This window comes from Nocardiopsis sp. B62 (assembly GCF_018070675.1).
GTDB lineage: Bacteria > Actinomycetota > Actinomycetes > Streptosporangiales > Streptosporangiaceae > Nocardiopsis > Nocardiopsis prasina.
This window is the reverse complement of the sequence record NZ_JAGPXK010000039.1, coordinates 1-20,512: the sequence shown is the minus strand read 5'-3', so window position 1 is coordinate 20,512 and position 20,512 is coordinate 1. Positions and strand designations below refer to the sequence as shown.

The following is a 20,512-nucleotide window of genomic DNA, read 5'->3' as shown; positions in this document are numbered from 1 at the left end:
GTAGGCTGCTCGCAGGGCGCGTACGGTTCCGAACTCAGGAGGAGACACCATGGCTGACCTGGACGACATCCCGGTGACCATGATCGACGGCCGCGAGACCACCTTCGGTGAGTGGTCCGGCAAGGTGCGCCTGGTGGTGAACGTGGCGTCCCGTTGCGGACTCACCCCGCAGTACGGCGCGCTGGAGGAGCTCCAGAAGCGCTACGAGGACCGGGGCTTCACCGTGCTGGGCTTTCCCAGCAACCAGTTCCTCCAGGAGTTCGGCGGTGAGGAGAAGATCGCCGAGTACTGCTCGATGACCTGGGGGGTGACCTTCCCGATGACCAGCAAGGTGAAGGTCAACGGCCGGGGCCAGCACCCCCTCTACGCCGAACTCACCGAGGTCCCCGACACCGAGGGGCACGCCGGACGGGTCAAGTGGAACTTCGAGAAGTTCCTGGTGCTCCCGGACGGCACCGTGCACCGGTTCCGCCCCTCCACCGTCCCCGACGACCCCGGGATCGTGGAGCTCATCGAGCGCTCCCTCCCCGAGGGTGGCTAGCGGAGGCGGTCGCGGAAGACCTCGGCGATCGCCTGGGCGCCGGCGAGGTTGGTGTGGATGTCCGGGCCCCGGGCGGCGTCGCACATCCAGGTGAGGTCGCAGATCCGCTGGAGGTTGACCGGCATGCCCGTGGTGCTGTCGGCGGGCACCTCGGTGTCGGAGCCGTCGAAGACGGTGTCCACGTCGGCCACGTCGATCCCGGCGGCCTCGTAGGAGGCGGTCAGCGACGCGTTCACCCGGTCGAGGATCTCCACGGTGCGCTCGGACTGGCTCGTGTTCCCGGGTTCCTCCAGGAGGGAGAGGGCCAGGAACGGGTTGTAGTAGGTCATCCCGACGATCCGCGTGCTCGGGTCCGCGGCCCCCACCAGGCGCTCGGCGATGACCGGCACCTCGGTCTCCAGGCGCTCCAGTCCGTCCGCCACGCAGTCCTCGTCGACACCGATCCCGTTGATGCCGAGCGCCTCCTCATGGACGCCCTCCACGCAGTCGGTGAAGTTGTTGCCGCCGATGGTGAGGGTGACCAGGTCGACCGCGTCACCGTTCTCGCGCAGGAACTCCTCGGCCTGGTCGAGCTGGGACCCCGCCTCGTAGCGGTCGTCGCAGCCGGGGATGCCGCCGCCGACGAAGGTCGTGGTGTCCTCCCCGCCGCACCCCATGCGCTCGTGCCGGAGGGTGGAGTCGGCGTCCTTCAGGGAGCGGTACAGGACGTCCGTGTACCCCTCGGAGGTCTCCCGGCCCCGACCCTGCTCGTCGGGCTGCACGCCCACGGTCAGCGAGTCGCCCAGGGACAGGTAGTGGCTCGTGGTGGGTTCCTCGGTGTCCCCACCGGAGCAGCCCGCGACGACGAGGGTCACGGCGAGGAAGGCGGTCCAACGGATTCTCAACGTGCTCTCCAACCAGGGCCCGTACGGAAAGTGACGCGGGCCCCCGGACGGAACGGTCGTCACCCTTGGGGGCCGGACGGGATCCCGTCGAGGGGCGCGAGAAGGCTTCTCAGTAACGATGCCAGCTGTTCGCGCTCCGCGGCGGGCATCGGTGCCAGGAGGGTCTCCTCGTAGCTGAGAAGCGAGGCCAGGGCCGCGTCGATCCGCTCGGCGCCCCTGGCGGTCAGCCGGACGAGCACGCCGCGCTTGTCGGCGGGGTCGGGGCGGCGGCGCACGAGTTCGGCGGCGGCCAGGCGGTCCACGCGGTTGGTCATGGTGCCGGAGGTGACCAGGGTGGCGCGCAGCAGGCGTCCCGGGCTGAGCTCGTAGGGCGGGCCCGAGCGGCGGAGTTCGGCGAGGACGTCGAACTCCCAGGGCTCCAGGGCGTGTTCGGTGAAGACGGTGCGGCGGGCGCGGTCGAGGTGGCGCGCGAGCCGGGACACCCGGCTGAACACCTCCAGGGGCGTCACGTCCACGTCCGGCCGCTCGGAGCGCCACGCCTCGATCAGCCCATCCACCTCATCGCGCATGGCACCAGCATATCTCTTGACATCAAGATAGTGGGGCGGGTATACGAATTCCACCCGCCCCACTGGTGACCAGGGGCGACGTCCCCTCCTGTGGCCAGCGCCACAGAAGGGTCAGCGCTTCCTGCGTGTGTCCAGTCTCGGCTTGGCCTCCAACGCGGAGAGCCCGTTCCAGGCCAGGTTGACCAGGTGCGCCGCCACAACCTCGCGCTTGGGCCTGCGCACCTCCAGCCACCACTGGCCGGTCAGCGCCCACATGCCCACCAGGGCCTGCGCGTACATCGGGGCGAGCGCCGGGTCGTAACCGCGTTCGGCGAACTCGTCCACCATGATGTGCTCGACCTGGCTGGCGATGTCGTTGAGCAGGCTCGCGAAACTGCCGGTCCCGGAGGCCACGTGCGAGTCACGGGTGAGCACCCGGAACCCCACGCTGTCCTCCTCGACGTACCGCAGCAGGGCCAGGGCTGCCTTCTCGATCTTGCTTCGGGCGTCGTCGGCGGTGAGCGCCTCGCCCATCATGTCCAGGAGCGTGCGCATCTCCCGGTCCACGACGACGGCGTAGATGCCCTCCTTGCCACCGAAGTGCTCGTAGACCACGGGCTTGGACACTCCGGCCCGCGCGGCGATCTCCTCGACGGAGGTCGCGTCGAACCCTCGTTCGGCGAACAGCTCCCGGCCGATCCCCAACAGCTGTTGCCGACGCTCCTTGCCCGTCATGCGCTTGCGGCGCACTCGGGTCCCCTGCTCGCTGTCGGCTGCTCCCATGATGGTTATCGATCCTAGACCTTGACCCGCTTGGCAGCGAGCCGTTCGTTGTTGGGCCAGCGGACCTTGGTGGCCCAGCCGAACTTCTCGAAGGCCCAGATGACCCTGGCGGAGATGTCGATCTGGCCCTTGAGCACACCGTGGCGGGCGCAGGTCGGGTCGGCGTGGTGCAGGTTGTGCCAGGACTCACCGAAGGAGGGGATGGCCAGCCACCACACGTTGCGGGAGCGGTCGCGGACCTCGAAGTTCTCCTCGCCGATGGTGTGGCAGATGGAGTTGATCGACCAGGTCACGTGGTGCAGCAGCGCGACACGGACGAGGCTCGCCCAGAAGAACGCGGTGACCGCGCCCCACAGGGACATGGTGACCAGGCCGCCGATGGCGGCGGGGGCGAAGAGGGAGAACAGCACGATCGGCAGGAACAGCTTGTCGACGAGGACGACGTCCTTGTCCTTGAGCAGGTCCGGGGTGAAGCGGCGCGGCGAGGTCTTCTTCTCGTCCAGGTACATCCACGCCATGTGGGCGTAGTACATGCCCTTGGCCACGGACTTCCAGTCGTCGCCGAAGCGCCACGGCGAGTGCGGGTCGCCCTCGGCGTCCGCGTACTTGTGGTGGCGGCGGTGGTCGGCCACCCACTTGATGACGCTGCCCTCGATGGCCATGGAGCCCGCGATCGCCAGCGCGATCCGCAGCGGGCGGTTGGCCTTGAAGGAACCGTGGGTGAAGTGGCGGTGGAAGCCGACGGTGATGCCCAGGCCGCTGATCACGTAGAAGACCGTGGCGATCGCGATGTCGGTCAGTGACAGGCCCCAGCCCCAGAAGAACGGCACCGCAGCGAGCAGGGCGATCAGGGGCACGAACACGAAGGCGAAGACCGTGTAGCGCTCGGCCTTGCCCCGCAGTTCGGGCTCGTACTCGGGGATCGCCTCACGCTTGGGCGCGTCGGCGGCGGTCCCGGCGGGCTTCTCGGTGCCTTCGGTCGGCACCTCGGGGGCAGCGGTCATGGGTCTTGCACACCTCGTCACGGAGAACGTCGTCACCGGTCGGGACGGCGTCACGGGTGCGGTGCACCCGTCGGGACGGCCCAACCTATTCCTACGTAACCGTAACCTACGACCCCGTAGGTTTGGCAAGCCCCCGGGGGGAGGCGCTATGTTGGTGTCGAGCGTCCGGGCCACGGTCCGGAGCGTTCCCGGATGATGTAATCGGCAGCATCTGGGGTTTTGGTCCCCATCGTCCAGGTTCGAGCCCTGGTCCGGGAGCAACCCCCGCCGTCACGCGACCGTCCCCGTCAAGGGGACGGGACGCACCCCGTGCGCCCCACGGGTGAGGGACGGCGGTACAACTCACACCGGCGTCCGGCCGGCCCGCTCCTGCGGGCGTCCGCCGGGCGCCGCGCGCGTGGCGCCCTCATGTGCCTGATGTGTGCCGGTGACACACATGTATCCTTCCCATGTCGGCCGCTGGTCATCCGACGGCCGCCCGCGCGGCATGCGGGTCGCGCCGCCGAAGGGTGAGCCGACGTTCATATGCCAGCTATCACGAGGGGTCTCCTCCAGTGAGCGTGAACCGTCCGGCTGCCGTGATCATCCTCGCGGCGGGTGAGGGCACCCGAATGAAGTCGAAGCTTCCCAAGGTGCTTCACGAACTCAACGGCCGCAGCATGCTCGGCCACGTGCTCCACGCGTCCCGAGAACTCGAACCAGGCAACACGGTGGTGGTCGTCGGCCACGCCCGTGACCAGGTGAGAGCCCACCTGGCCGAGGTGGCCCCCGAGGCCACCACGGCGGTGCAGGAGGAACAGAACGGCACCGGCCACGCTGTGCGCATGGCCGTCGAGGACCTGGCCGCGAAGGGCGTCGAGCTCTCCGGAACCGTCGTCCTGACCTGCGGTGACACCCCCCTGCTGCGCGGTGAGACGCTCGCCTCGCTGGTCACGGCGCACGAGAAGGAGGGCAACGCGGTCACCGTGCTGTCCGCCCGCGTCCCCGACCCCCACGGCTACGGACGCATCGTGCGCGACGCCGACGGCGCCTTCACCGAGATCGTCGAACACGCCGACGCCACGCCCGAGCAGCACCTCGTGGACGAGATCAACTCCGGGATGTACGCCTTCGACGGCGCGCTCCTGAGCCAGGTCGTCAAACGCCTGTCCACGGACAACGCCAAGGGCGAGGAGTACATCACCGACGCCGTGGGCCTGCTCCGCGGCGACGGCCACCGGGTGGACGCCTGGAGCGCCGAGGACTGGAACGAGGTCCAGGGCGTCAACAACCGGGTCCAGCTCTCCGAGGCCCGCCGCGTCCTCAACGACCGCCTCCTGACGGAGCACATGCTCTCGGGAGTGACCATCGTCGACCCCGCCACGACCTGGGTGGACGCCCAGGTCAGCATCGGCGCGGACACCGTGGTCCACCCCAACAGCCGCCTCTACGGCACCACGCGGATCGGCGAGGACGCCGAGGTCGGCCCCGGCGCCGACCTGCGCGACACCGTGGTCAGCGACGGCGCGAAGGTCCGCGAGACCACCGCGGACGGGGCGGAGATCGGCCCCGGGGCCACCGTCGGCCCCTACACCTACCTGCGGCCGGGCACCCGCCTGGCCGAGCGGACCAAGGCCGGAGCCTTCGTCGAGGTCAAGAACTCGAACGTCGGCACCGGTTCCAAGATCCCGCACCTGACCTACGTCGGCGACGCGGACATCGGGGTGGGCAGCAACATCGGCTGCTCCTCCGTGTTCGTCAACTACGACGGGGTCAACAAGTCCCGGAGCACGATCGGCGACCACGTCCGCATCGGCAGCGACAACACCATCGTCGCTCCCGTGTCGGTGGGCGACGGAGCCTACTCCGGGGCCGGGACCGTGGTCCGTGACGATGTCCCGCCCGGTGCCCTGGCGATTTCCGAAGGACACCGGCAGCGTAACGTCGAGGGCTGGACGCGGCGCAAGCGTCCGGGAACTCCGCCCGCCGAGGCGGCGGAGCAGGCGGAACGGCACAGAGCCGACGCCGCGAACAAGCAGTGACTGTGGGGGAGAAACACGTGACCGGCATGAAGGCCACCGGCCAGAAACAACTGATGCTGTTCTCGGGGCGTACGCACCCGGCTCTGGCCGAGGAGGTGGCGAAGGAGCTGGGGATAGAGGTGGTCCCCACCCGGTTCGACACCTTCGCCAACGGCGAGATCTTCATGCGGTACCTGGAGTCGGTGCGCGGCAGTGACGCGTTCGTCATCCAGAGCCACGCCGACCCGGTCAACGAGTCGATCATGGAGCAGCTGATCATGGTGGACGCGCTCAAGCGCGCCTCCGCCAAGCGGATCACCGTGGTCACGCCGATCCTGGGCTACGCCCGCCAGGACAAGAAGCACCGGGGCCGCGAGCCCATCTCCTCGCGCCTGGTCACCGACCTGTTCCGGACCGCCGGGGCGGACCGGATGATGGCGGTGGACCTGCACACCGACCAGATCCAGGGCTTCTTCGACGGCCCGGTGGACCACCTCTTCGCGCTGCCGATCCTGGCCGACCACATCGCCACCCAGGTCGACCACTCGGAGATCACGGTCGTCTCCCCCGACGCCGGGCGCGTGCGCACCGCGGACCGCTGGGCGGACCGCCTGGGCGCGCCCCTGGCCATCATCCACAAGCGCCGTGACCCGGACGTCGCCAACCAGGTGAAGGTCCACGAGGTCGTCGGTGAGGTCAAGGACCGCGTGTGCGTCCTGGTCGACGACATGATCGACACCGGCGGCACCATCGTGAAGGCCTCCGAGGCCCTCTTCGAGCAGGGGGCCAAGAAGGTCCTGGTCGCCGCCACCCACGGTGTGCTGTCCGGCCCGGCCGCCGAGCGCCTCCAGAACTCGCGCATCTCCGAGGTCGTCATCACCAACACGCTCCCCGTCCCGGAGGAGCGCGCCTTCGAGAAGCTCACGCAGCTCTCGATCGCCCCGCTGGTCGCCCGCGCGATCAACGAGGTCTTCACCGACGGCTCCGTCACGAGCCTGTTCGACTAGGGCGAGGGCACCCGCGCCCGGCGCGGGTGCCGTCCGGCCGAGGCCGGAACCGGTCCCGAGGTGGGCCATGTACGGAGTCGTCACCAGAGACAGTAGACTTGGCCGAGTGCCCCCGTGTCCGGGTGGATTCCTTTCGTGTCTCCTCCTGGAATCAACGCGGGCAGGGGTGCGCGACGAGCGTTCCCGGGCCGGACGGGTCCGGTGACGGCTCGCCGGGCACGCCTGGAACCAGGGCGGTCGAGTCCCCTGCAAGTTGGGTGACCCCGTCACAATTCTCCGCCGAGGGCGGGAATCGTTCGTACTACTGGAGTCGTGTGCCCCGTGCTGCGGGGTTGAACCCGAGGAGTTTTGTCGTGTCCGAGGTACGTATCGCTGCCGAGCCCCGCACGGAATTCGGCAAGGGCGCCTCCCGTCGCGCCCGCCGCGCGGGTAAGGTGCCGGCCGTCCTCTACGGCCACGGCACCGAGCCCCGCCACCTGAACCTGCCGGGCCACGAGCTCATGCTCGCCCTGAAGACCCCGAACGTCCTGATTCGCCTTGGTGGCCTGGACAAGGACAACCTTGCCCTCCCCAAGAGCGTGCAGCGCGACGCCATCAAGGGCTTCCTGGAGCACGTCGACCTGCTGGTCGTCTCCAAGGGCGAGAAGGTCGAGGTCGAGATCAACGTCTCCCTCACCGGTGAGGTCAAGGCTCCCGGCGTGCTCAACCAGGAGCTCGTCACCGTGACCGTGGAGGCCGAGGCCACCCGCATCCCCGATGGTGTCGAGTTCGACATCGACGGGCTGGAGGTCGGCGCCAACCCGACCGCCGCCGACCTGAAGCTGCCCTCGGGCGTTTCCCTGGTCACCGACCCCGAGTCGATCCTGCTCACCGTCTCCGCGCCGCGCGTGGAGGAGGAGCCGGAGACCAGCACCGAGGCTGCCGAGGCCAACGAGGAGGCCGCCGCCGAGTAGGCGCGGTCCCGCACCACACATCACAGAGCGCGCGGTCCCCGATCCGGGGGGCCGCGCGCTCTGCGTGCGGCGGGGTGCGGTTGCGGTGCCGATAGTGTCGGTCGGCATGTGGAGAGTGTTGAGCAGGTTGGGTATCCGGAAGAGCGGGAACGGCGAGGACATGGTCGAGGCGGAGCGCTGGCTGGTGGTCGGGTTGGGCAACCCGGGCCCGAAGTACGCGGGCAACCGGCACAACGCCGGGTTCATGGTGGTGGACGCCATGGCCGCCGAGAAGGGCGAGCGCTGGAAGGTCCACAAGGCGCACGCCGAGGTCGTGGAGACCCGGATCGAGGGCGCCCCGGTGGTTCTGGCCAAGCCGCGCACCTTCATGAACGTGTCCGGCGGGCCGATCGCCGGGCTGGCGAAGTTCTACAAGGTCCCGATGGAGCGGATCATCGTCGTGCACGACGAGATGGACATCGACTTCGGGGCGCTCAAGCTCAAGAAGGGCGGCGGGTCCGGCGGCCACAACGGCCTGAAGTCGGCCACCGCCTCCCTGTCCGGCCCGGACTACCTGAGGGTTCGCTTCGGCGTGGGTCGGCCTCCCGGGCGCGTGGACCCGGCCGCGTACGTGCTGCGGGACTTCTCCTCCGCGGAGGCCCCCGAGCTGGACCTGAACGTGGAGCGCGCCGCCGACGCGGTGCGCACCATCCTCAAGGACGGTCTGGGCCGGGCGCAGAACATCTTCCACACCGCCGCCTGAAGCAGCCCGCTGCCCGACTCCAGGGGGCGGGTCAGCCGCGCAGCAGGCGCCAGGTGGCCAGCGCGCGGTCGCCGGGGGAGCCCTCTTCGCCGGCCGCGTGGGCGATCGCCCCGACCAGGGCCCCCGCGAGGTAGGCGGCGTGCAGGGGCACCGGGACGTCGCCGAACCCGGGCGGCCGGGCCCCCTCGGCGAAGCGCGCCGCCAGGACCTCGGTGATACGGCTGCGGAGCTGGTTGGTGAGGCGGGCGCCGCCCCGGTCGGAGAACATTCGGCGGTAGAGCACCGCGTGGTCGGCCACGTGCCCGAACAGCGCCTCCAGTGGTTCGGGCGCACGGTCGCGCGGGGCGTCCAGGGGGCACAGCTCCGCGCAGCGTGCGACGTGCGAGACGGCGCCCTCCATGGCGTCCGATATCAGGGACTCCAGATCGGGGTAGTGCTGGTAGACGGTGGCGCGGTTGACCTCCGCGCGGCGGGCGACGGCCGCCATCGTCAGGGATTCCAACTCCTGCTCGGCGGCCAGGGAGAGCAGTGTTGAGCGCAGGCGGTCGCGGGTGCGCCGCGCACGGGGGTCGTCCGGGTTCATGTCGTGAGTGTACGCGCATAAAACGACACCCGTTGCTTAACCAACGGGTGTCGTTTATGTTGGCCGTATGAGAGTGGAGATCTGGGCGGACGTGGTCTGCCCCTGGGCCTACATCGGCCGACGGCGTCTCGCGCGGGCCGACCCCGGAGTCGAGGTCGTGTGGCGTCCCTACCGCATCGATCCCTCGGCACCCGCCGTGGCCGAACCCCTGGCGGAGGTGTTGCGCGACCCTCGACTGGACGAGGCGCTGCGTGCCTGCGCGCCGCACCTGACCCCGGTCCAGAATCGGGACCGGGTCGCCGGGATCGCCCGGGCCGAGGGACCGGCCGACCGTTGGGGCGCGGCCTGGCGCGCGAGCAGCCACGATGCCCACCGGCTCATCGCGCTGGCGGAGGAGGAGGGCGGCCCGGCGCTCCAGGACGCCGTGGCGGAGGGGGTCATGCGCGCCCACTTCGTGGAGGCACAGGACATCTCCGACGCTCGGGTGTTGGAGGAGGTGGCCGTCGTGGCCGGGTTCGCCCGGGGCGCCGCGCTGCTGGTCGCGGGCGGTGGTGAGGAGCGGGTCCGCGAACTGCTGCTCACCGGGCGCGCCGACGGGGTCCGCACCTCGCCGACCCTCGTGGCCCGCGGCACCGCCCTGGCCGGGGCGCACGAGCCCGGGGTCATCGCGGACTTCCTGGCCGAGGCCTCGCGGCGGAGGCCGGGGGAGTTGCCGGAGGAGGTCCTGCGCCTGCGCCGGGCGGAGTCCCTCCTGGGCCGGAGCGACCCGCTGGGAGCGCTCGCGCTGCTCCGGCCCCTGATGGAGGAGCACGCGCGGGACCGCAACGTGCGCTTCCTCGCCGCCCGCGCCTACTACCGGTCCGCTCAGCTGAACCGGGCGCGGCGCACCCTGGAGGCGCTGCTGGGGGAGTCGGCCGACGACGCCTACGCGCATCTGCTGCTGGGGCGCACGCTCCAGCGGATGGGGCGGCACGGGGAGGCCGGGCGGCACCTCAGGCTGTCCGCTGTGATGGACCCCGCGCTCGTCTGAGTCGGCGCCCGGGGGTGGTCACCTACTGCGTCGATTTTCGGTCAGGACAGATTTACGACCAGTCGTGTCCCCTCAAAACGGTCGTGGACGGTCTCAGGGCAGACACATTCTCGGTTGGAATGGGACTTCTTTACCAACAGGCCGCCACCGATAGCGATTTTCCGACTACTTTTGGTTACTGTTCGGGTTGACGACAGGCGTTCTGTGCCCGGCGATACTCCCCGTCCCTGCCTTCCGCGTGGCTTCCACACGCGCGGGGGCGGTTACCCATGGTGAGTGTTCGAAGCCGTTCGTGGTCTTGGGGGATACGTGGTGACAACCAGTGGGACCGTCCAGGGAAAGCCCTCCGTTCGACGGCGTGAGCATCCAGTGCGGCCGGGCACGCCGGTCCGGGGCATCCGACGGATTCCGGTCAACACCGGACCCCGGGCCGACGCCTGGCTCCGCCCCTACGTCCTCGGCCTGGTGGCCCTGGACCTGACCGCCGCCGTGGTCGCGACCCTGGCCGGAAGCCTGGTCCGGTTCCACGACGCCCTCCTGGCCGGGACCACCACGCCCTACCTGCTGCTCTCCCTGGTCCTGCCGCCGGTCTGGATCGTCTTCGTCCGACTCGGCGGCGGCTACGAACGGCGCTTCCTGGGAGTCGGAACCGAGGAGTACCGCAGGGTCGCGGTCGCCGGTGCGATCCTGGCCGCGACGGTCGCGGTCGGCGCCTACGCCGTCAAGTTCGACCTCGCTCGCGGCTACGTGCTGATCGCGCTGCCGCTGATCGTCCTGCTCTCCCTCGGCCTGCGCTACGCGCGCCGCAAGGCGCTGCACCGGCGCCGCCGATCCGGGGCCTGTATGAGCGGGGTCGTGGTCGTCGGCTACAGCGTGTCGGCGAGCGACCTCATCCGGCGGTTCCGCGACGAGATCTACCACGGCATGCGCGTGGTGGGCGTGTGCCTGCCCGCCCACGAGTCGGACGTCACCGAGGTGGAGGGCTGCCCGGTCCTGGGCTCCTTCACGGACGCCGCCGACGCAGCCGCCCTGGTCGGCGCGGACACCGTCGCGGTACTCGCCTGCCCCGAGATGGACGGTGCGGAACTGCGCCGACTCGCGTGGGAACTGGAGAAGACCGGAACCGACCTCAACGTGGCCTCGGCGCTCATGGAGGTGGCCGGTCCCCGGACCACCATCCGCCCCGTGGCCGGCCTGCCCCTGCTGCACGTGGAACACCCGGAGCTGGAGGGTGCACGCCGAGTGGTCAAGGGGGCCTTCGACCGCTGCGCCGCCGCCCTGGCGCTCCTCCTGCTCTCGCCCCTCTTCCTCGTCCTGTCCGTCCTGATCCGATCGGAGGGCGGTGGCCCCGCCTTCTTCCGGCAGACACGTGTGGGCCGGGGTGGCGCCGAGTTCACCGTGTACAAGTTCCGTACGATGGTGGTCGGGGCTGACGCGCTCAAGGCGATCCTCCAGCCCCGGAACGAGCACGACGGTGTGCTCTTCAAGATGCGTCGGGACCCCAGGGTCACGCCCGTGGGGGCGTGGCTGCGCCGCTACTCGCTCGACGAGCTACCCCAGCTCGTCAACGTGGTGCGCGGAGAGATGTCGCTCGTCGGCCCGCGGCCCCCGCTGCCGGAGGAGGTCGCCCAGTACGGGCACGACGTCCGCCGTCGGTTGGTGGTCAAACCGGGGATGACGGGTCTGTGGCAGGTCAGCGGCCGATCCGACCTCTCCTGGGAGGAATCGGTCCGACTCGATCTGCGGTACGTGGAAAACTGGTCGCTGACATTGGACATCCAGATCCTGTGGAAGACGTGGTCAGCGGTGATCCGTGGGGCGGGAGCATACTAGCCGGTGAACAACATCCGAAACGATCATGAGGTGGCCCGGGACCTGGCGAGCGAGGCCGGACAGCTGCTGCTGCGCCTGCGCGCCCGCCACGGATTCGACGAGCCCGAGGTCCTGCGCACACTGGGGGACCGCACCTCGCACGAGTTCCTCTTCTCCGCGCTCGGGCGGCTGCGGCCGAGCGACGCCGTCCTGTCCGAGGAGGGCGTGGACGAGCAGTCGAGGCTGAGGTCCCGGCGGGTGTGGATCATCGACCCGCTGGACGGGACCCGCGAGTTCTCCGAGCCCGGCCGTACCGACTGGGCGGTGCACGTGGCGCTCTGGGAGAACGGCGACCTGGTCGCCGGGGCGGTCGCGCTGCCCGCCCAGGGCAGCTGCCTGTCCACGGTCGACCCGCCGTGGCTGCCGGAGGAGCGCCCCGAGGGGCAGCGGCTGCGCATCACCGCCAGCCGGACCCGGCCCCCGGCGTTCGTTCAGCGCATGGCGACCCAGATGGGCGCCGAGGTGATCCCCATGGGATCGGCGGGCGCCAAGATCTGCGCCGTGCTTCTCGGGATCGCCGACATCTACGTTCACGCGGGCGGCCAGTACGAGTGGGACAGCGCCGCGCCGGTCGCCGTCGCGCGCGCCGCCGGACTGCACACGTCCAGGATCGACGGCTCGCAGCTGCGCTACAACGTAGCCGACCCGCTACTCCCCGATATCCTTGTATGCCGATCGGAATTGTCGGGTATGTTGTTGGCAAGCATCCGCGACGGCGCGGACCTTGACAGCGCCGGTCCGCACGCGGGGGGCTGAACCGCAGCACCCACCGCCGCGGAACCGGACTTGGGTGTCGGTATTTCTAAGGCGGATTCCATGGGTCAGGCGAGTCAGCAGGCGCTCGGGCGCTACCAGCTCTCCCAGCTGGACGTCCTCGAAGCCGAGGCGATCTTCATCATGCGCGAGGTGGCGGCGGAGTTCGAGCGGCCCGTGCTGCTCTTCTCCGGCGGCAAGGACTCCATCGTGATGCTGCGCCTGGCGGAGAAGGCCTTCTGGCCCGCCCCGGTGCCCTTCCCGGTGATGCACGTGGACACCGGGCACAACTTCGAAGAGGTCATCGAGTTCCGGGACCGGCGCGTCGCCCAGGCCGGGGTCCGGCTGGTGGTGGCCTCGGTCCAGGAACAGATCGACGCGGGCAAGGTCACCGAGCCCACCGGCCGCTGGGCCAGCCGCAACCGCCTCCAGACCTCGGCGCTGCTGGAGGCCATCGAGGAACACGGTTTCACGGCCGCCTTCGGGGGCGCCCGCCGTGACGAGGAGAAGGCCCGGGCCAAGGAACGGGTCTTCTCCTTCCGGGACGAGTTCGGCCAGTGGGACCCCAAGAACCAGCGTCCCGAGCTCTGGAACGTGTTCAACACCCGGATCAACCGGGACGAGCACATCCGGGTCTTCCCGATCTCCAACTGGACCGAGCTCGACGTGTGGGGATACATCCAGCGCGAGGAACTGGAGCTGCCCTCGATCTACTTCGCCCACCAGCGGAGCGTGTTCGAGCGCGACGGCATCCTGCTCGCGGACTCACCGCTCATCCAGCGGGACGAGACCGAGGTCCCGTTCACCGAGACCGTGCGCTACCGCACCGTCGGCGACCTCACGTGCACCGGCGCGGTCAAGTCCTCGGCCGTGGAGCTGGACGACATCATCGCGGAGATCGCCGCGACCCGGATCACCGAGCGCGGCCAGACCCGCGCCGACGACCGGGCCAGCGAGGCCGCCATGGAGGACCGCAAGCGCGAGGGCTACTTCTAGCCATGTCCCCTTGGGCCTCCGCGTCGCTCTGGCCCTTGTCCGGCGCCTTCGCAGAGGGATTCGGGTTGGGGGCGACACGGCATCCTCGTCCACGCCCGGCCCGTTCCCCGCTGGCGGCTCGACTCGTCTTGCAGAACCCTCTGCGGCGTCCGAACGCCAGGGCCTCCGCCTCGCCGAGGCCAGCGATCCCCTCCGTATCTCCTGTCCCCACGGTTGTTGACCGCCCCACACTTCGCGCAGAGGACCAGTCACCATGAGCAACGACATCCTGCGGTTCGCCACGGCGGGCTCCGTTGACGACGGCAAGAGCACCCTGATCGGGCGCCTGCTGTACGACTCCAAGTCCATCTTCGAGGACCAGCTCGACGCCGTGGAGCGCACCAGCGCCGCGCGCGGCGAGGAACAGACCAACCTGGCGCTGCTCACGGACGGTCTGCGCGCCGAGCGCGAGCAGGGCATCACCATCGACGTGGCCTACCGCTACTTCGCCACGCCCAGGCGCACCTTCATCATCGCGGACACCCCCGGGCACATCCAGTACACCCGGAACATGGTCACGGGCGCCTCCACGGCCGACCTCGCGATCATCCTGGTGGACGCGCGCAAGGGCCTCCAGGAGCAGAGCCGCCGACACGCCTTCCTCACCACCCTGCTCCAGGTGCCGCACCTGGTGCTGGCGGTGAACAAGATGGACCTGGTCGACTACTCCCAGGACCGCTTCGAGGAGATCAAGTCCGAGTTCGCCGAGTTCGCGGCCAAGCTGGACGCGCGCGACCTCACGTTCGTGCCGATCTCCGCCCTGCACGGCGACAACGTGGTCAGCCAGTCGGAGAACATGCCCTGGTACACGGGCGGCTCCCTGCTGCACCACCTGGAGAACGTGCACATCGCCTCGGACCGCAACCTGATCGACGCGCGCTTCCCCGTGCAGTACGTGATCCGGCCGCACCGCTCGGACGACCCCGAACTGCACGACTACCGGGGCTACGCGGGCCAGCTCGCTGGCGGCGTCCTCAAGCCCGGTGACGAGGTCACCCACCTGCCCTCCGGGCTGTCCACGCGGATCGCGAAGATCCGCACGGCGGACGGGGAGGTCGCCGAGGCGTTCTCGCCCATGTCGGTCACCCTGCTGCTGGAGGACGAGATCGACATCTCCCGGGGCGACATGATCTGCCGCCCCAACAACACGCCCGCGGTGTCCCAGGACATCGAGGCGATGGTGTGCTGGATGACGGACACGCGCAAGCTCACGGCGCGCTCCAAGCTCGTCGTCAAGCACACGACCAGGACCGCGAAGGTGGTGGTCAAGGACCTGCGGTACCGGCTGGACGTGAACTCGTTGCACCGCGACGAGGGCGCGGACCACCTGTCGCTCAACGAGATCGGCCGGGTGCGGCTGCGCTCCACCCAGCCCCTGTTCGTGGACGAGTACGCCAAGAACCGGCAGACCGGCGGGTTCATCCTCATCGACGAGGCCACCAACACCACGGTGGGTGCCGGAATGGTCGTCAAAGCTGACTAGACGTACCCGCTGAATGGATAAACATTCCTCACGGGGTCGCCTTTTGGCGGCCCCGTTTCGCGTGTTCCGAGTGGTGCTCGTGGAGGGCCCGATCCGGCCCCCTCGGGCGCTGGTTTCTTAAGAGGACATTTCCGAGTGTGAATCCTCGGGGTACTTTTTCTGGTCCTCGGTGCCGATCGGGTCAGGGTCAATGGTGTGCCTGGAGGAGCCCAAGTTACCCGGCGTTAGGGCCGTGTGCAGGTGTGAGGACCAACCAGAGTGTCACCTCGAACGGAGTGTTCCTGGCCTATCGGATAGGAGTGCGGAGGGTGATCTTTGAGAAAAATTCGCTCAGCCTCTGGCATTCGGAGGTCAAGTCTGTCTAAAGTGTGCGAATCGCGTACAGGGTCGCAATCGATCCAATACGGACGGTTATGGCCTGGCGCGTGCTCCCACTATGGAAACCCCCACAAGGAGAAACGCGTGAAGAAGCACCCCACTCGCAGGGTCGCGTTCAGCGCCGTCGCGGTCAGTGCACTCACCATTCCCCTGGCGCTCGGCGGCGCCACGGCCGGCGCCTCGGACCTCGCGCCGGTGTACACGAACTCGTCCGCCTCCAGCGGCGACTGGTTCGTGGTCCTTGAGGACACCATCACCACGAGCTCCGTCTCCCCGGCCTCCCTCGGCATCTCCGAGAGCCAGGTCAACCACACCTACGAGGAGACCATCAACGGCTACTCGGCCGAGCTGAGCGCCGCCGAGGTCGAGGAGCTGCGCGCCCAGGACGGCGTCGCCTACATCGAGCAGGTCGGCGAAGCCACCACCATGGTCCCGTGGGGCCTGGACCGCATCGACCAGGAGGACCTGCCCCTGGACGGCTCCTACACCACGGAGTCGGACGGCAGCGGCACCTCCGTCTACATCATCGACACCGGCATCGACGACTCCCACCCGGACTTCGGCGGTCGCGCCGAGGTCGGATTCGACGCCACCGGCGGTGACGGCGGCGACCGTCAGGGCCACGGCACGCACGTCGCGGGCACCGTGGGCGCCGACAGTTACGGCGTGGCGCCGGGCGCCTCGCTCTACGGCGTGAAGGTCCTCGGCGACGACGGTTCGGGCACCTACGACGACGTCATCGCGGGCATCGAGTGGGTGGCCGAGAACGCCGACGCCAACGCGGTCGCCAACCTGTCCCTGGGCGGCCCGGCCTCGCAGGCCGTTGACGACGCCGTCAACGCCCTGGCCGACTCCGGCGTGTTCGTGGCGGTCGCCGCGGGCAACGAGGGCCAGGACGCGGGCAACGTCTCCCCGGGCGGCGCCGAGGGCGTGGTCAGCGTCGGTGCCTCCGACGAGTCCGACGCCACCGCCTCCTTCTCCAACCACGGCCCGTCCGTCGACATCTACGCTCCCGGCGTCGACGTCGAGTCCACCATCCCCGGTGGCGGCACGGACAGCTACTCCGGCACCTCCATGGCCAGCCCGCACGTGGCCGGCGCCGCCGCTCTGTACAAGAGCTCCCTCGGCGACGACGACCAGGGCGTCATCCTGGACTGGCTCGTCGAGAACGCCGGTGCGGACAAGCTCAGTGGCGTCCCCAGCAGCACCGTGAACCTGCTGCTGAACGTCGAGGGCCTGTAGGAACCCGCCGGGCTGTGGAGACCCCGCGCGTCCACACCCACCGGAACTGAACGGCGACACCGCGGCCCCGGGCCGGGAGTACACCTCCCGACCCGGGGCCGTCGCCGTGCGCTGGGGCATAAGCGTCACTATGCGTTCAGGGTCCATCACCAAAGGTAATAGCCTTGGGTCGTGGATGGATATCGTCTGGTGTTCGTCGGCGGGATGGGCCGTTCCGGGTCCACGCTGATCGAACGCCTCCTTGGTGAGCTGCCCGGGTTCTGCTCCGTCGGTGAGATCGTGCACCTGTGGCGCCGGGGGCTGGTGGAGAACGAGCGCTGCGGGTGCGGGCTGCCCTTCGCCGACTGCGGTTTCTGGGGCGACGTGGGCAAACGGGCGTTCGGCGGCTGGGAGCGCCTGGACGTGGACGCGGTGCTCCGGCTCAAGGACAGCGTCGACCGGACCCGGTTCCTGCCGGGACTCCTCCAGGGTGCGGAGGGGGAGGGTGCCCTCGCCGCCCGGAGCGGGCGCTACACCGAGCTCTACCACCGGCTCTACTCCGCCGTCGCCGAGGTCAGCGGGGCCCGGGTGATCGTGGACGCCAGCAAACACGCCTCCCTGGCCGCCTGTCTGCGCTGGCGGTACGGCTCGAGGATGCGCCTCCTGCACGTGGTGCGCGACCCCAGGGCGGTGGCGCACTCCTGGAGCAAGAGGGTGGCCCGCCCGGACGCCGCGCCGGACAGCTCCGAGCCGGAGATGGCCCGGTACTCGGCGGGGCGCGCGGCGGTGCAGTGGATGACCCAGAACTCCACGCTGGACGAGCTGGCCCGGCAGGGGCTCCCGACACTCAGGGTGCGCTACGAGGACTTCGTGGCCGACCCCGAGGCCGAGTTCGGGCGCGTCGCCGCGTTCGCGGGGCACGCGGGCGACCCGCTCCGGCTGGGTGAGGACGGGGTGGAGCTCTCCGAGGGGCACGCCGTCTCCGGAAATCCGATGCGCTTCCAGGCGGGCCCCGTGGGGGTTCGGGCCGACCACGGATGGCGGCGGGGGCTGGCCCCGTGGCGCCGGTGTCTGGTGGAGGCGCTCACCGCTCCCACGCGCGGACGCTATGGGTACTGATGTCCGCTACCTGGTTCTCAGAGTGTTGCGTCGGCAAAAGATAACGTATGGTCATTACGCGAACACTCTGTGTTGTCATCGGGATAGCTGGGGGGCGGTTGACCATGGTGGGCGGACCGGTTCGAGTTTTGGCGGCGGCGGGGGCGGCACTGCTCGCACTGGGGCTGGCTGGGCTGGGTGACGAACCCCCCGCCGCCGCGAAACCGGCGGAGAACCGGCCGCCGGAGAGCCGCCCGGTTCCCAACTCGGCGTCCTTCCTCGGACTGCCCTCCACCCGGGAGACCCACTGCACGGTCTCGGACATCCTCGAGCCCTCCTGCGGCGTCTGGTGGGGCGCCAGCCCCGACGGAGACGACGTGAAGGCGCTGGAGGCCGCGGCCGACCGCAAGATGGACATCGTCTACACGTGGCGCGGCATCGACCAGCCCGACGTCCCCGGTGACCGCGAGCTGCGCATGATCGCCGAGGGCCGGTTCGTGCACACCAACATCGAGGCCCGCGGCTTCACCCAGCCCGGGCGCCCCAACCTCGCCTACCGCGACATCATCGCCGGGCGCTTCGACTCCTCGCTGCGCTCCCAGGCACGGACCATCGCCGAACTGGACGTGCCCTACTTCGTCACCTTCGACCACGAGGCCGACGGCAAGGCCCGGTACAACAACCGGGGCACGCCGGAGGAGTTCGTGAGCTCCTGGCGCCACATCGTCGACCTCTACCGGTCCGAGGGCGCGGACAACGTCATCTGGGTCTGGAACGTGACCGGCTGGCCCGGCAACCTGGACCGTCTCCCCGGCCTGTGGCCCGGCAACGACTACGTCGACTGGATCAGCTGGGAGGCGTACAACATGACCGGCTGCGAGAAGATGAACAACTGGGACCACGTCGACTCCTTCGAGGACGCCCTGGCGCCCACCTACGAGTGGATCCAGCAGGAGGGTCCCAAACACGGCATCGACCCCGAGAAGCCGGTCATGGTCGGCGAGATGGGCACCACCGACATCGGGCCCAGCGCGACCACGAAGTGGTACACGGACGTCCCCGACGTCCTCAGGCGCTACGAGCGGGTGCGCGCCGTCAAGCTTTGGGACAGCCAGGTCGGAGACGACTGCGACTTCCGGGTCCTGGCCAACGAGCACGCCCGGCGCGGGTTCGAACAGGCGGGCAAGGACCCCTACGTGCACCTGCCCGACCGTGTCCGCCGCCTCGCGGAATACGCGGTGACCCGCAACTGAGCCCGGTCGGTTCGGGGCCGCTCCGGTGCCACCGGGGCGGCCCCTGCGCGCTCAGCCGCCCACGGGCCTGGACATCGACCAGGTGTGCGGGCCGCCGTCGGGCAGGTCGTACTCCGCGGTGACGGCGAAGCCCAGTGACTCGTACAGCCGGACGTTCTCCCGCGTCGAGGTCTCCAGGAAGGCGGGCACGCCCGCCGCGTCCGCCTCGCGCAGTCCGGCGCGGAGCACGGCCCGGCCCAGCCCCCGGCCCCGTGCCCGGGTGCGCACCCCCACCGTGCCCAGGAACCAGACCGGTTCCTTCGGCCGGTGGACCTCCATGGCCGCCTCCGCCGAGGCGTAGGAGTCGGCCCGGTCGCCCGCGAGGTTGACCAGCGTGGGCAGCATCTCGGCCATGACCTCCTCGGCCCCGCCCGAGTCGGGGGTGGACCAGACGGCCACGGCGTCCAGTCCCTCGCTCACCCACACCCGGCCGTGCGGGAGTCCCACCTCGGCGAGGAAGAGCCGCTGGAACTCGCGGAGCCGCGCGAGGTGGTCGTCCGCGGAGATCGTGTGTCGGGTGAAGGGGTAGTCCCGGAAGGCCTCGGCGAGGGTGTCGGCGGCCCCGGCCACGTCCTCGACGTCGGCTTCCCTGATCACGTGCTCCCCGTTCGTGTGCTCTTCGAAGATGGCGTCCCCCAGCGTGTCGTCGTGTGCGTGCCCGCCCCCGTGCGGGACACGTGACGAGAGGTTATCGCTCGTGCCGGGTCACGGTCCGGACACCAGGGCGATCGCCATCACTGCCAGCGGCAGGGGTCGACGCCCTGGTCGCCGAGGCGTTGCGCGACCCGGGCCTCGACCTCCGCGCCACGGGAAGGCGGTTGGCCGAACTCGTCGACCGCGTCATCGCCCCCGAGCGGCACCCGTCCCAGCACCGGACCGCCACCGGGGGAGACTCCCGAGGAGCGGGGCCGCCGCGCTGAGGACCTGCCCGGCGCTGGATAGGGCGGCCATCACCTGCCGTCCGGGGTCTCTCTGCCTGTCCCACCCGCCCCGCGCGAAGCGCTGAGTGGGTTCTTCGTGGCGATCGAGTTCACCCTGGTGGCGGCGCGACGGTGTCGGTTGGAGGAGGCCGCGCACACCAGCGCGTCGGCGCGCGCCGCGCTCAGGAGCGCCCGCGACTTCTCGTTGCCGCTGGCCCGTTCACAGCTGGGCATCACCCTGGCCACGCCCTGGGGCCACACCCGGAACTCCGGCACCCGCTGGTAGTGGCGGGGACCGCGGGACCGCTGTGGCCGCTGGCCCTTCCGGTTCTTCCTGGACCTGATCCGGCCGGGTCGTTCCCCCGCACGGTGGCGGGGGAACGAC

19 protein-coding genes and 1 pseudogene are annotated in these 20,512 nt (G+C 69.9%); 14 read left to right on the top strand and 6 right to left on the bottom strand.

Annotated elements, in window-relative coordinates; translation table 11 throughout:
• The first annotated feature begins 49 nt into the window (after window positions 1-49).
• Window positions 50-541, top strand: a complete 492-nt coding sequence (locus KBX21_RS24945) for a glutathione peroxidase (RefSeq protein ID WP_210844062.1) — start codon at window positions 50-52, stop codon at window positions 539-541.
• Here the strand turns inward: KBX21_RS24945 and KBX21_RS24940 are convergent.
• The 4 genes from KBX21_RS24940 to KBX21_RS24925 form a co-directional block, all read right to left on the bottom strand.
• On the bottom strand, window positions 538-1,425 hold the full coding sequence (locus tag KBX21_RS24940; protein ID WP_247666302.1) for a GDSL-type esterase/lipase family protein: 888 nt from the start codon (window positions 1,423-1,425) through the stop codon (window positions 538-540). The two genes, KBX21_RS24945 and KBX21_RS24940, sit on opposite strands and share 4 nt — an antisense overlap.
• A 59-nt stretch (window positions 1,426-1,484) precedes the next feature.
• On the bottom strand, window positions 1,485-1,994 hold the full coding sequence (locus tag KBX21_RS24935) for a MarR family winged helix-turn-helix transcriptional regulator (protein WP_017542256.1): 510 nt from the start codon (window positions 1,992-1,994) through the stop codon (window positions 1,485-1,487).
• Between the two features lie 111 nt (window positions 1,995-2,105).
• Window positions 2,106-2,756 (bottom strand): TetR/AcrR family transcriptional regulator, encoded by a 651-nt coding sequence (locus tag KBX21_RS24930; protein WP_026128851.1) that lies wholly within the window; start codon window positions 2,754-2,756, stop codon window positions 2,106-2,108.
• A 14-nt stretch (window positions 2,757-2,770) separates the two neighbouring features.
• The gene (locus KBX21_RS24925; RefSeq protein WP_017542254.1) at window positions 2,771-3,760 is read right to left on the bottom strand and encodes a fatty acid desaturase; all 990 of its coding nucleotides are present in this window, start codon (window positions 3,758-3,760) and stop codon (window positions 2,771-2,773) included.
• A gap of 554 nt (window positions 3,761-4,314) precedes the next feature.
• Here KBX21_RS24925 and glmU point away from each other — a divergent pair.
• From glmU to pth, 4 genes are all read left to right on the top strand, one after another.
• Window positions 4,315-5,781, top strand: coding sequence for a bifunctional UDP-N-acetylglucosamine diphosphorylase/glucosamine-1-phosphate N-acetyltransferase GlmU (gene glmU / locus KBX21_RS24920; RefSeq protein ID WP_082206404.1), 1,467 nt, complete (start codon window positions 4,315-4,317; stop codon window positions 5,779-5,781).
• 17 nt (window positions 5,782-5,798) lie between these two features.
• Window positions 5,799-6,767 carry a ribose-phosphate diphosphokinase gene (locus tag KBX21_RS24915; RefSeq protein WP_049571867.1) on the top strand — a complete coding sequence of 323 codons (969 nt, stop codon included), beginning with the start codon at window positions 5,799-5,801 and terminating at the stop codon, window positions 6,765-6,767.
• 353 nt (window positions 6,768-7,120) lie between these two features.
• Window positions 7,121-7,720, top strand: a complete 600-nt coding sequence (locus KBX21_RS24910; RefSeq protein WP_049571871.1) for a 50S ribosomal protein L25/general stress protein Ctc — start codon at window positions 7,121-7,123, stop codon at window positions 7,718-7,720.
• Between the two features lie 106 nt (window positions 7,721-7,826).
• Window positions 7,827-8,462: an aminoacyl-tRNA hydrolase gene (pth, locus tag KBX21_RS24905; protein ID WP_210844061.1), complete on the top strand. Its 636-nt coding sequence runs from the start codon at window positions 7,827-7,829 to the stop codon at window positions 8,460-8,462.
• 31 nt (window positions 8,463-8,493) lie between these two features.
• Here the strand turns inward: pth and KBX21_RS24900 are convergent, their stop codons facing one another.
• Entirely contained in the window at window positions 8,494-9,045 is a 552-nt protein-coding gene (locus KBX21_RS24900; RefSeq protein WP_049571874.1) for a TetR/AcrR family transcriptional regulator, read from the bottom strand.
• A 67-nt stretch (window positions 9,046-9,112) separates the two neighbouring features.
• Between KBX21_RS24900 and KBX21_RS24895 the strand changes: the two genes are divergently transcribed.
• The 8 genes from KBX21_RS24895 to KBX21_RS24860 all read left to right on the top strand — a co-directional run bounded on the left by KBX21_RS24895 (window position 9,113) and on the right by KBX21_RS24860 (window position 19,168).
• On the top strand, window positions 9,113-10,075 hold the full coding sequence (locus KBX21_RS24895; RefSeq protein WP_210844059.1) for a DsbA family protein: 963 nt from the start codon (window positions 9,113-9,115) through the stop codon (window positions 10,073-10,075).
• Window positions 10,076-10,384: 309 nt separating this feature from the next.
• Entirely contained in the window at window positions 10,385-11,908 is a 1,524-nt protein-coding gene (locus tag KBX21_RS24890; protein ID WP_049571881.1) for a sugar transferase, read from the top strand.
• A 3-nt stretch (window positions 11,909-11,911) separates the two neighbouring features.
• A complete protein-coding gene (locus tag KBX21_RS24885) occupies window positions 11,912-12,703 on the top strand; it encodes a 3'(2'),5'-bisphosphate nucleotidase CysQ (protein ID WP_049571885.1) in 792 nt (263 codons plus the stop codon).
• Window positions 12,704-12,763: 60 nt separating this feature from the next.
• Window positions 12,764-13,696 carry a sulfate adenylyltransferase subunit CysD gene (gene cysD / locus KBX21_RS24880; RefSeq protein WP_049571888.1) on the top strand — a complete coding sequence of 311 codons (933 nt, stop codon included), beginning with the start codon at window positions 12,764-12,766 and terminating at the stop codon, window positions 13,694-13,696.
• A 253-nt stretch (window positions 13,697-13,949) separates the two neighbouring features.
• Window positions 13,950-15,218, top strand: coding sequence for a sulfate adenylyltransferase subunit CysN (gene cysN, locus KBX21_RS24875; RefSeq protein ID WP_210844057.1), 1,269 nt, complete (start codon window positions 13,950-13,952; stop codon window positions 15,216-15,218).
• Between the two features lie 462 nt (window positions 15,219-15,680).
• Entirely contained in the window at window positions 15,681-16,838 is a 1,158-nt protein-coding gene (locus tag KBX21_RS24870) for a S8 family peptidase (RefSeq protein WP_049571896.1), read from the top strand.
• 204 nt (window positions 16,839-17,042) lie between these two features.
• A complete protein-coding gene (locus tag KBX21_RS24865) occupies window positions 17,043-17,936 on the top strand; it encodes a sulfotransferase (RefSeq protein WP_049572014.1) in 894 nt (297 codons plus the stop codon).
• 104 nt (window positions 17,937-18,040) lie between these two features.
• Window positions 18,041-19,168, top strand: coding sequence for a glycoside hydrolase family 26 protein (locus tag KBX21_RS24860; RefSeq protein WP_210844055.1), 1,128 nt, complete (start codon window positions 18,041-18,043; stop codon window positions 19,166-19,168).
• Between the two features lie 51 nt (window positions 19,169-19,219).
• On the opposite strand, the gene KBX21_RS24855 is transcribed toward KBX21_RS24860, so the two are convergent.
• The gene (locus KBX21_RS24855) at window positions 19,220-19,804 is read right to left on the bottom strand and encodes a GNAT family N-acetyltransferase (RefSeq protein WP_049571900.1); all 585 of its coding nucleotides are present in this window, start codon (window positions 19,802-19,804) and stop codon (window positions 19,220-19,222) included.
• 357 nt (window positions 19,805-20,161) lie between these two features.
• On the opposite strand from KBX21_RS24855, the pseudogene KBX21_RS27175 reads away from it, so the two are divergent.
• A pseudogene (locus tag KBX21_RS27175) lies at window positions 20,162-20,374 on the top strand (CNNM domain-containing protein); the annotation flags it as partial.
• Window positions 20,375-20,512: the final 138 nt, after the last annotated feature.

What these genes read in the sequence shown, in the direction of transcription:
- KBX21_RS24945 (WP_210844062.1), top strand. Translation starts at nt 50, where the DNA reads ATGGCTGACCTGGACGACATCCCGGTGACCATGATCGACGGCCGCGAG.
- KBX21_RS24935 (WP_017542256.1), bottom strand. Translation starts at nt 1,994, where the DNA reads ATGCGCGATGAGGTGGATGGGCTGATCGAGGCGTGGCGCTCCGAGCGG.
- KBX21_RS24930 (WP_026128851.1), bottom strand. Translation starts at nt 2,756, where the DNA reads ATGGGAGCAGCCGACAGCGAGCAGGGGACCCGAGTGCGCCGCAAGCGC.
- KBX21_RS24925 (WP_017542254.1), bottom strand. Translation starts at nt 3,760, where the DNA reads ATGACCGCTGCCCCCGAGGTGCCGACCGAAGGCACCGAGAAGCCCGCC.
- pth (WP_210844061.1), top strand. Translation starts at nt 7,827, where the DNA reads ATGTGGAGAGTGTTGAGCAGGTTGGGTATCCGGAAGAGCGGGAACGGC.
- KBX21_RS24900 (WP_049571874.1), bottom strand. Translation starts at nt 9,045, where the DNA reads ATGAACCCGGACGACCCCCGTGCGCGGCGCACCCGCGACCGCCTGCGC.
- KBX21_RS24895 (WP_210844059.1), top strand. Translation starts at nt 9,113, where the DNA reads ATGAGAGTGGAGATCTGGGCGGACGTGGTCTGCCCCTGGGCCTACATC.
- cysD (WP_049571888.1), top strand. Translation starts at nt 12,764, where the DNA reads ATGGGTCAGGCGAGTCAGCAGGCGCTCGGGCGCTACCAGCTCTCCCAG.
- cysN (WP_210844057.1), top strand. Translation starts at nt 13,950, where the DNA reads ATGAGCAACGACATCCTGCGGTTCGCCACGGCGGGCTCCGTTGACGAC.
- KBX21_RS24865 (WP_049572014.1), top strand. Translation starts at nt 17,043, where the DNA reads ATGGGCCGTTCCGGGTCCACGCTGATCGAACGCCTCCTTGGTGAGCTG.
- KBX21_RS24860 (WP_210844055.1), top strand. Translation starts at nt 18,041, where the DNA reads ATGGTGGGCGGACCGGTTCGAGTTTTGGCGGCGGCGGGGGCGGCACTG.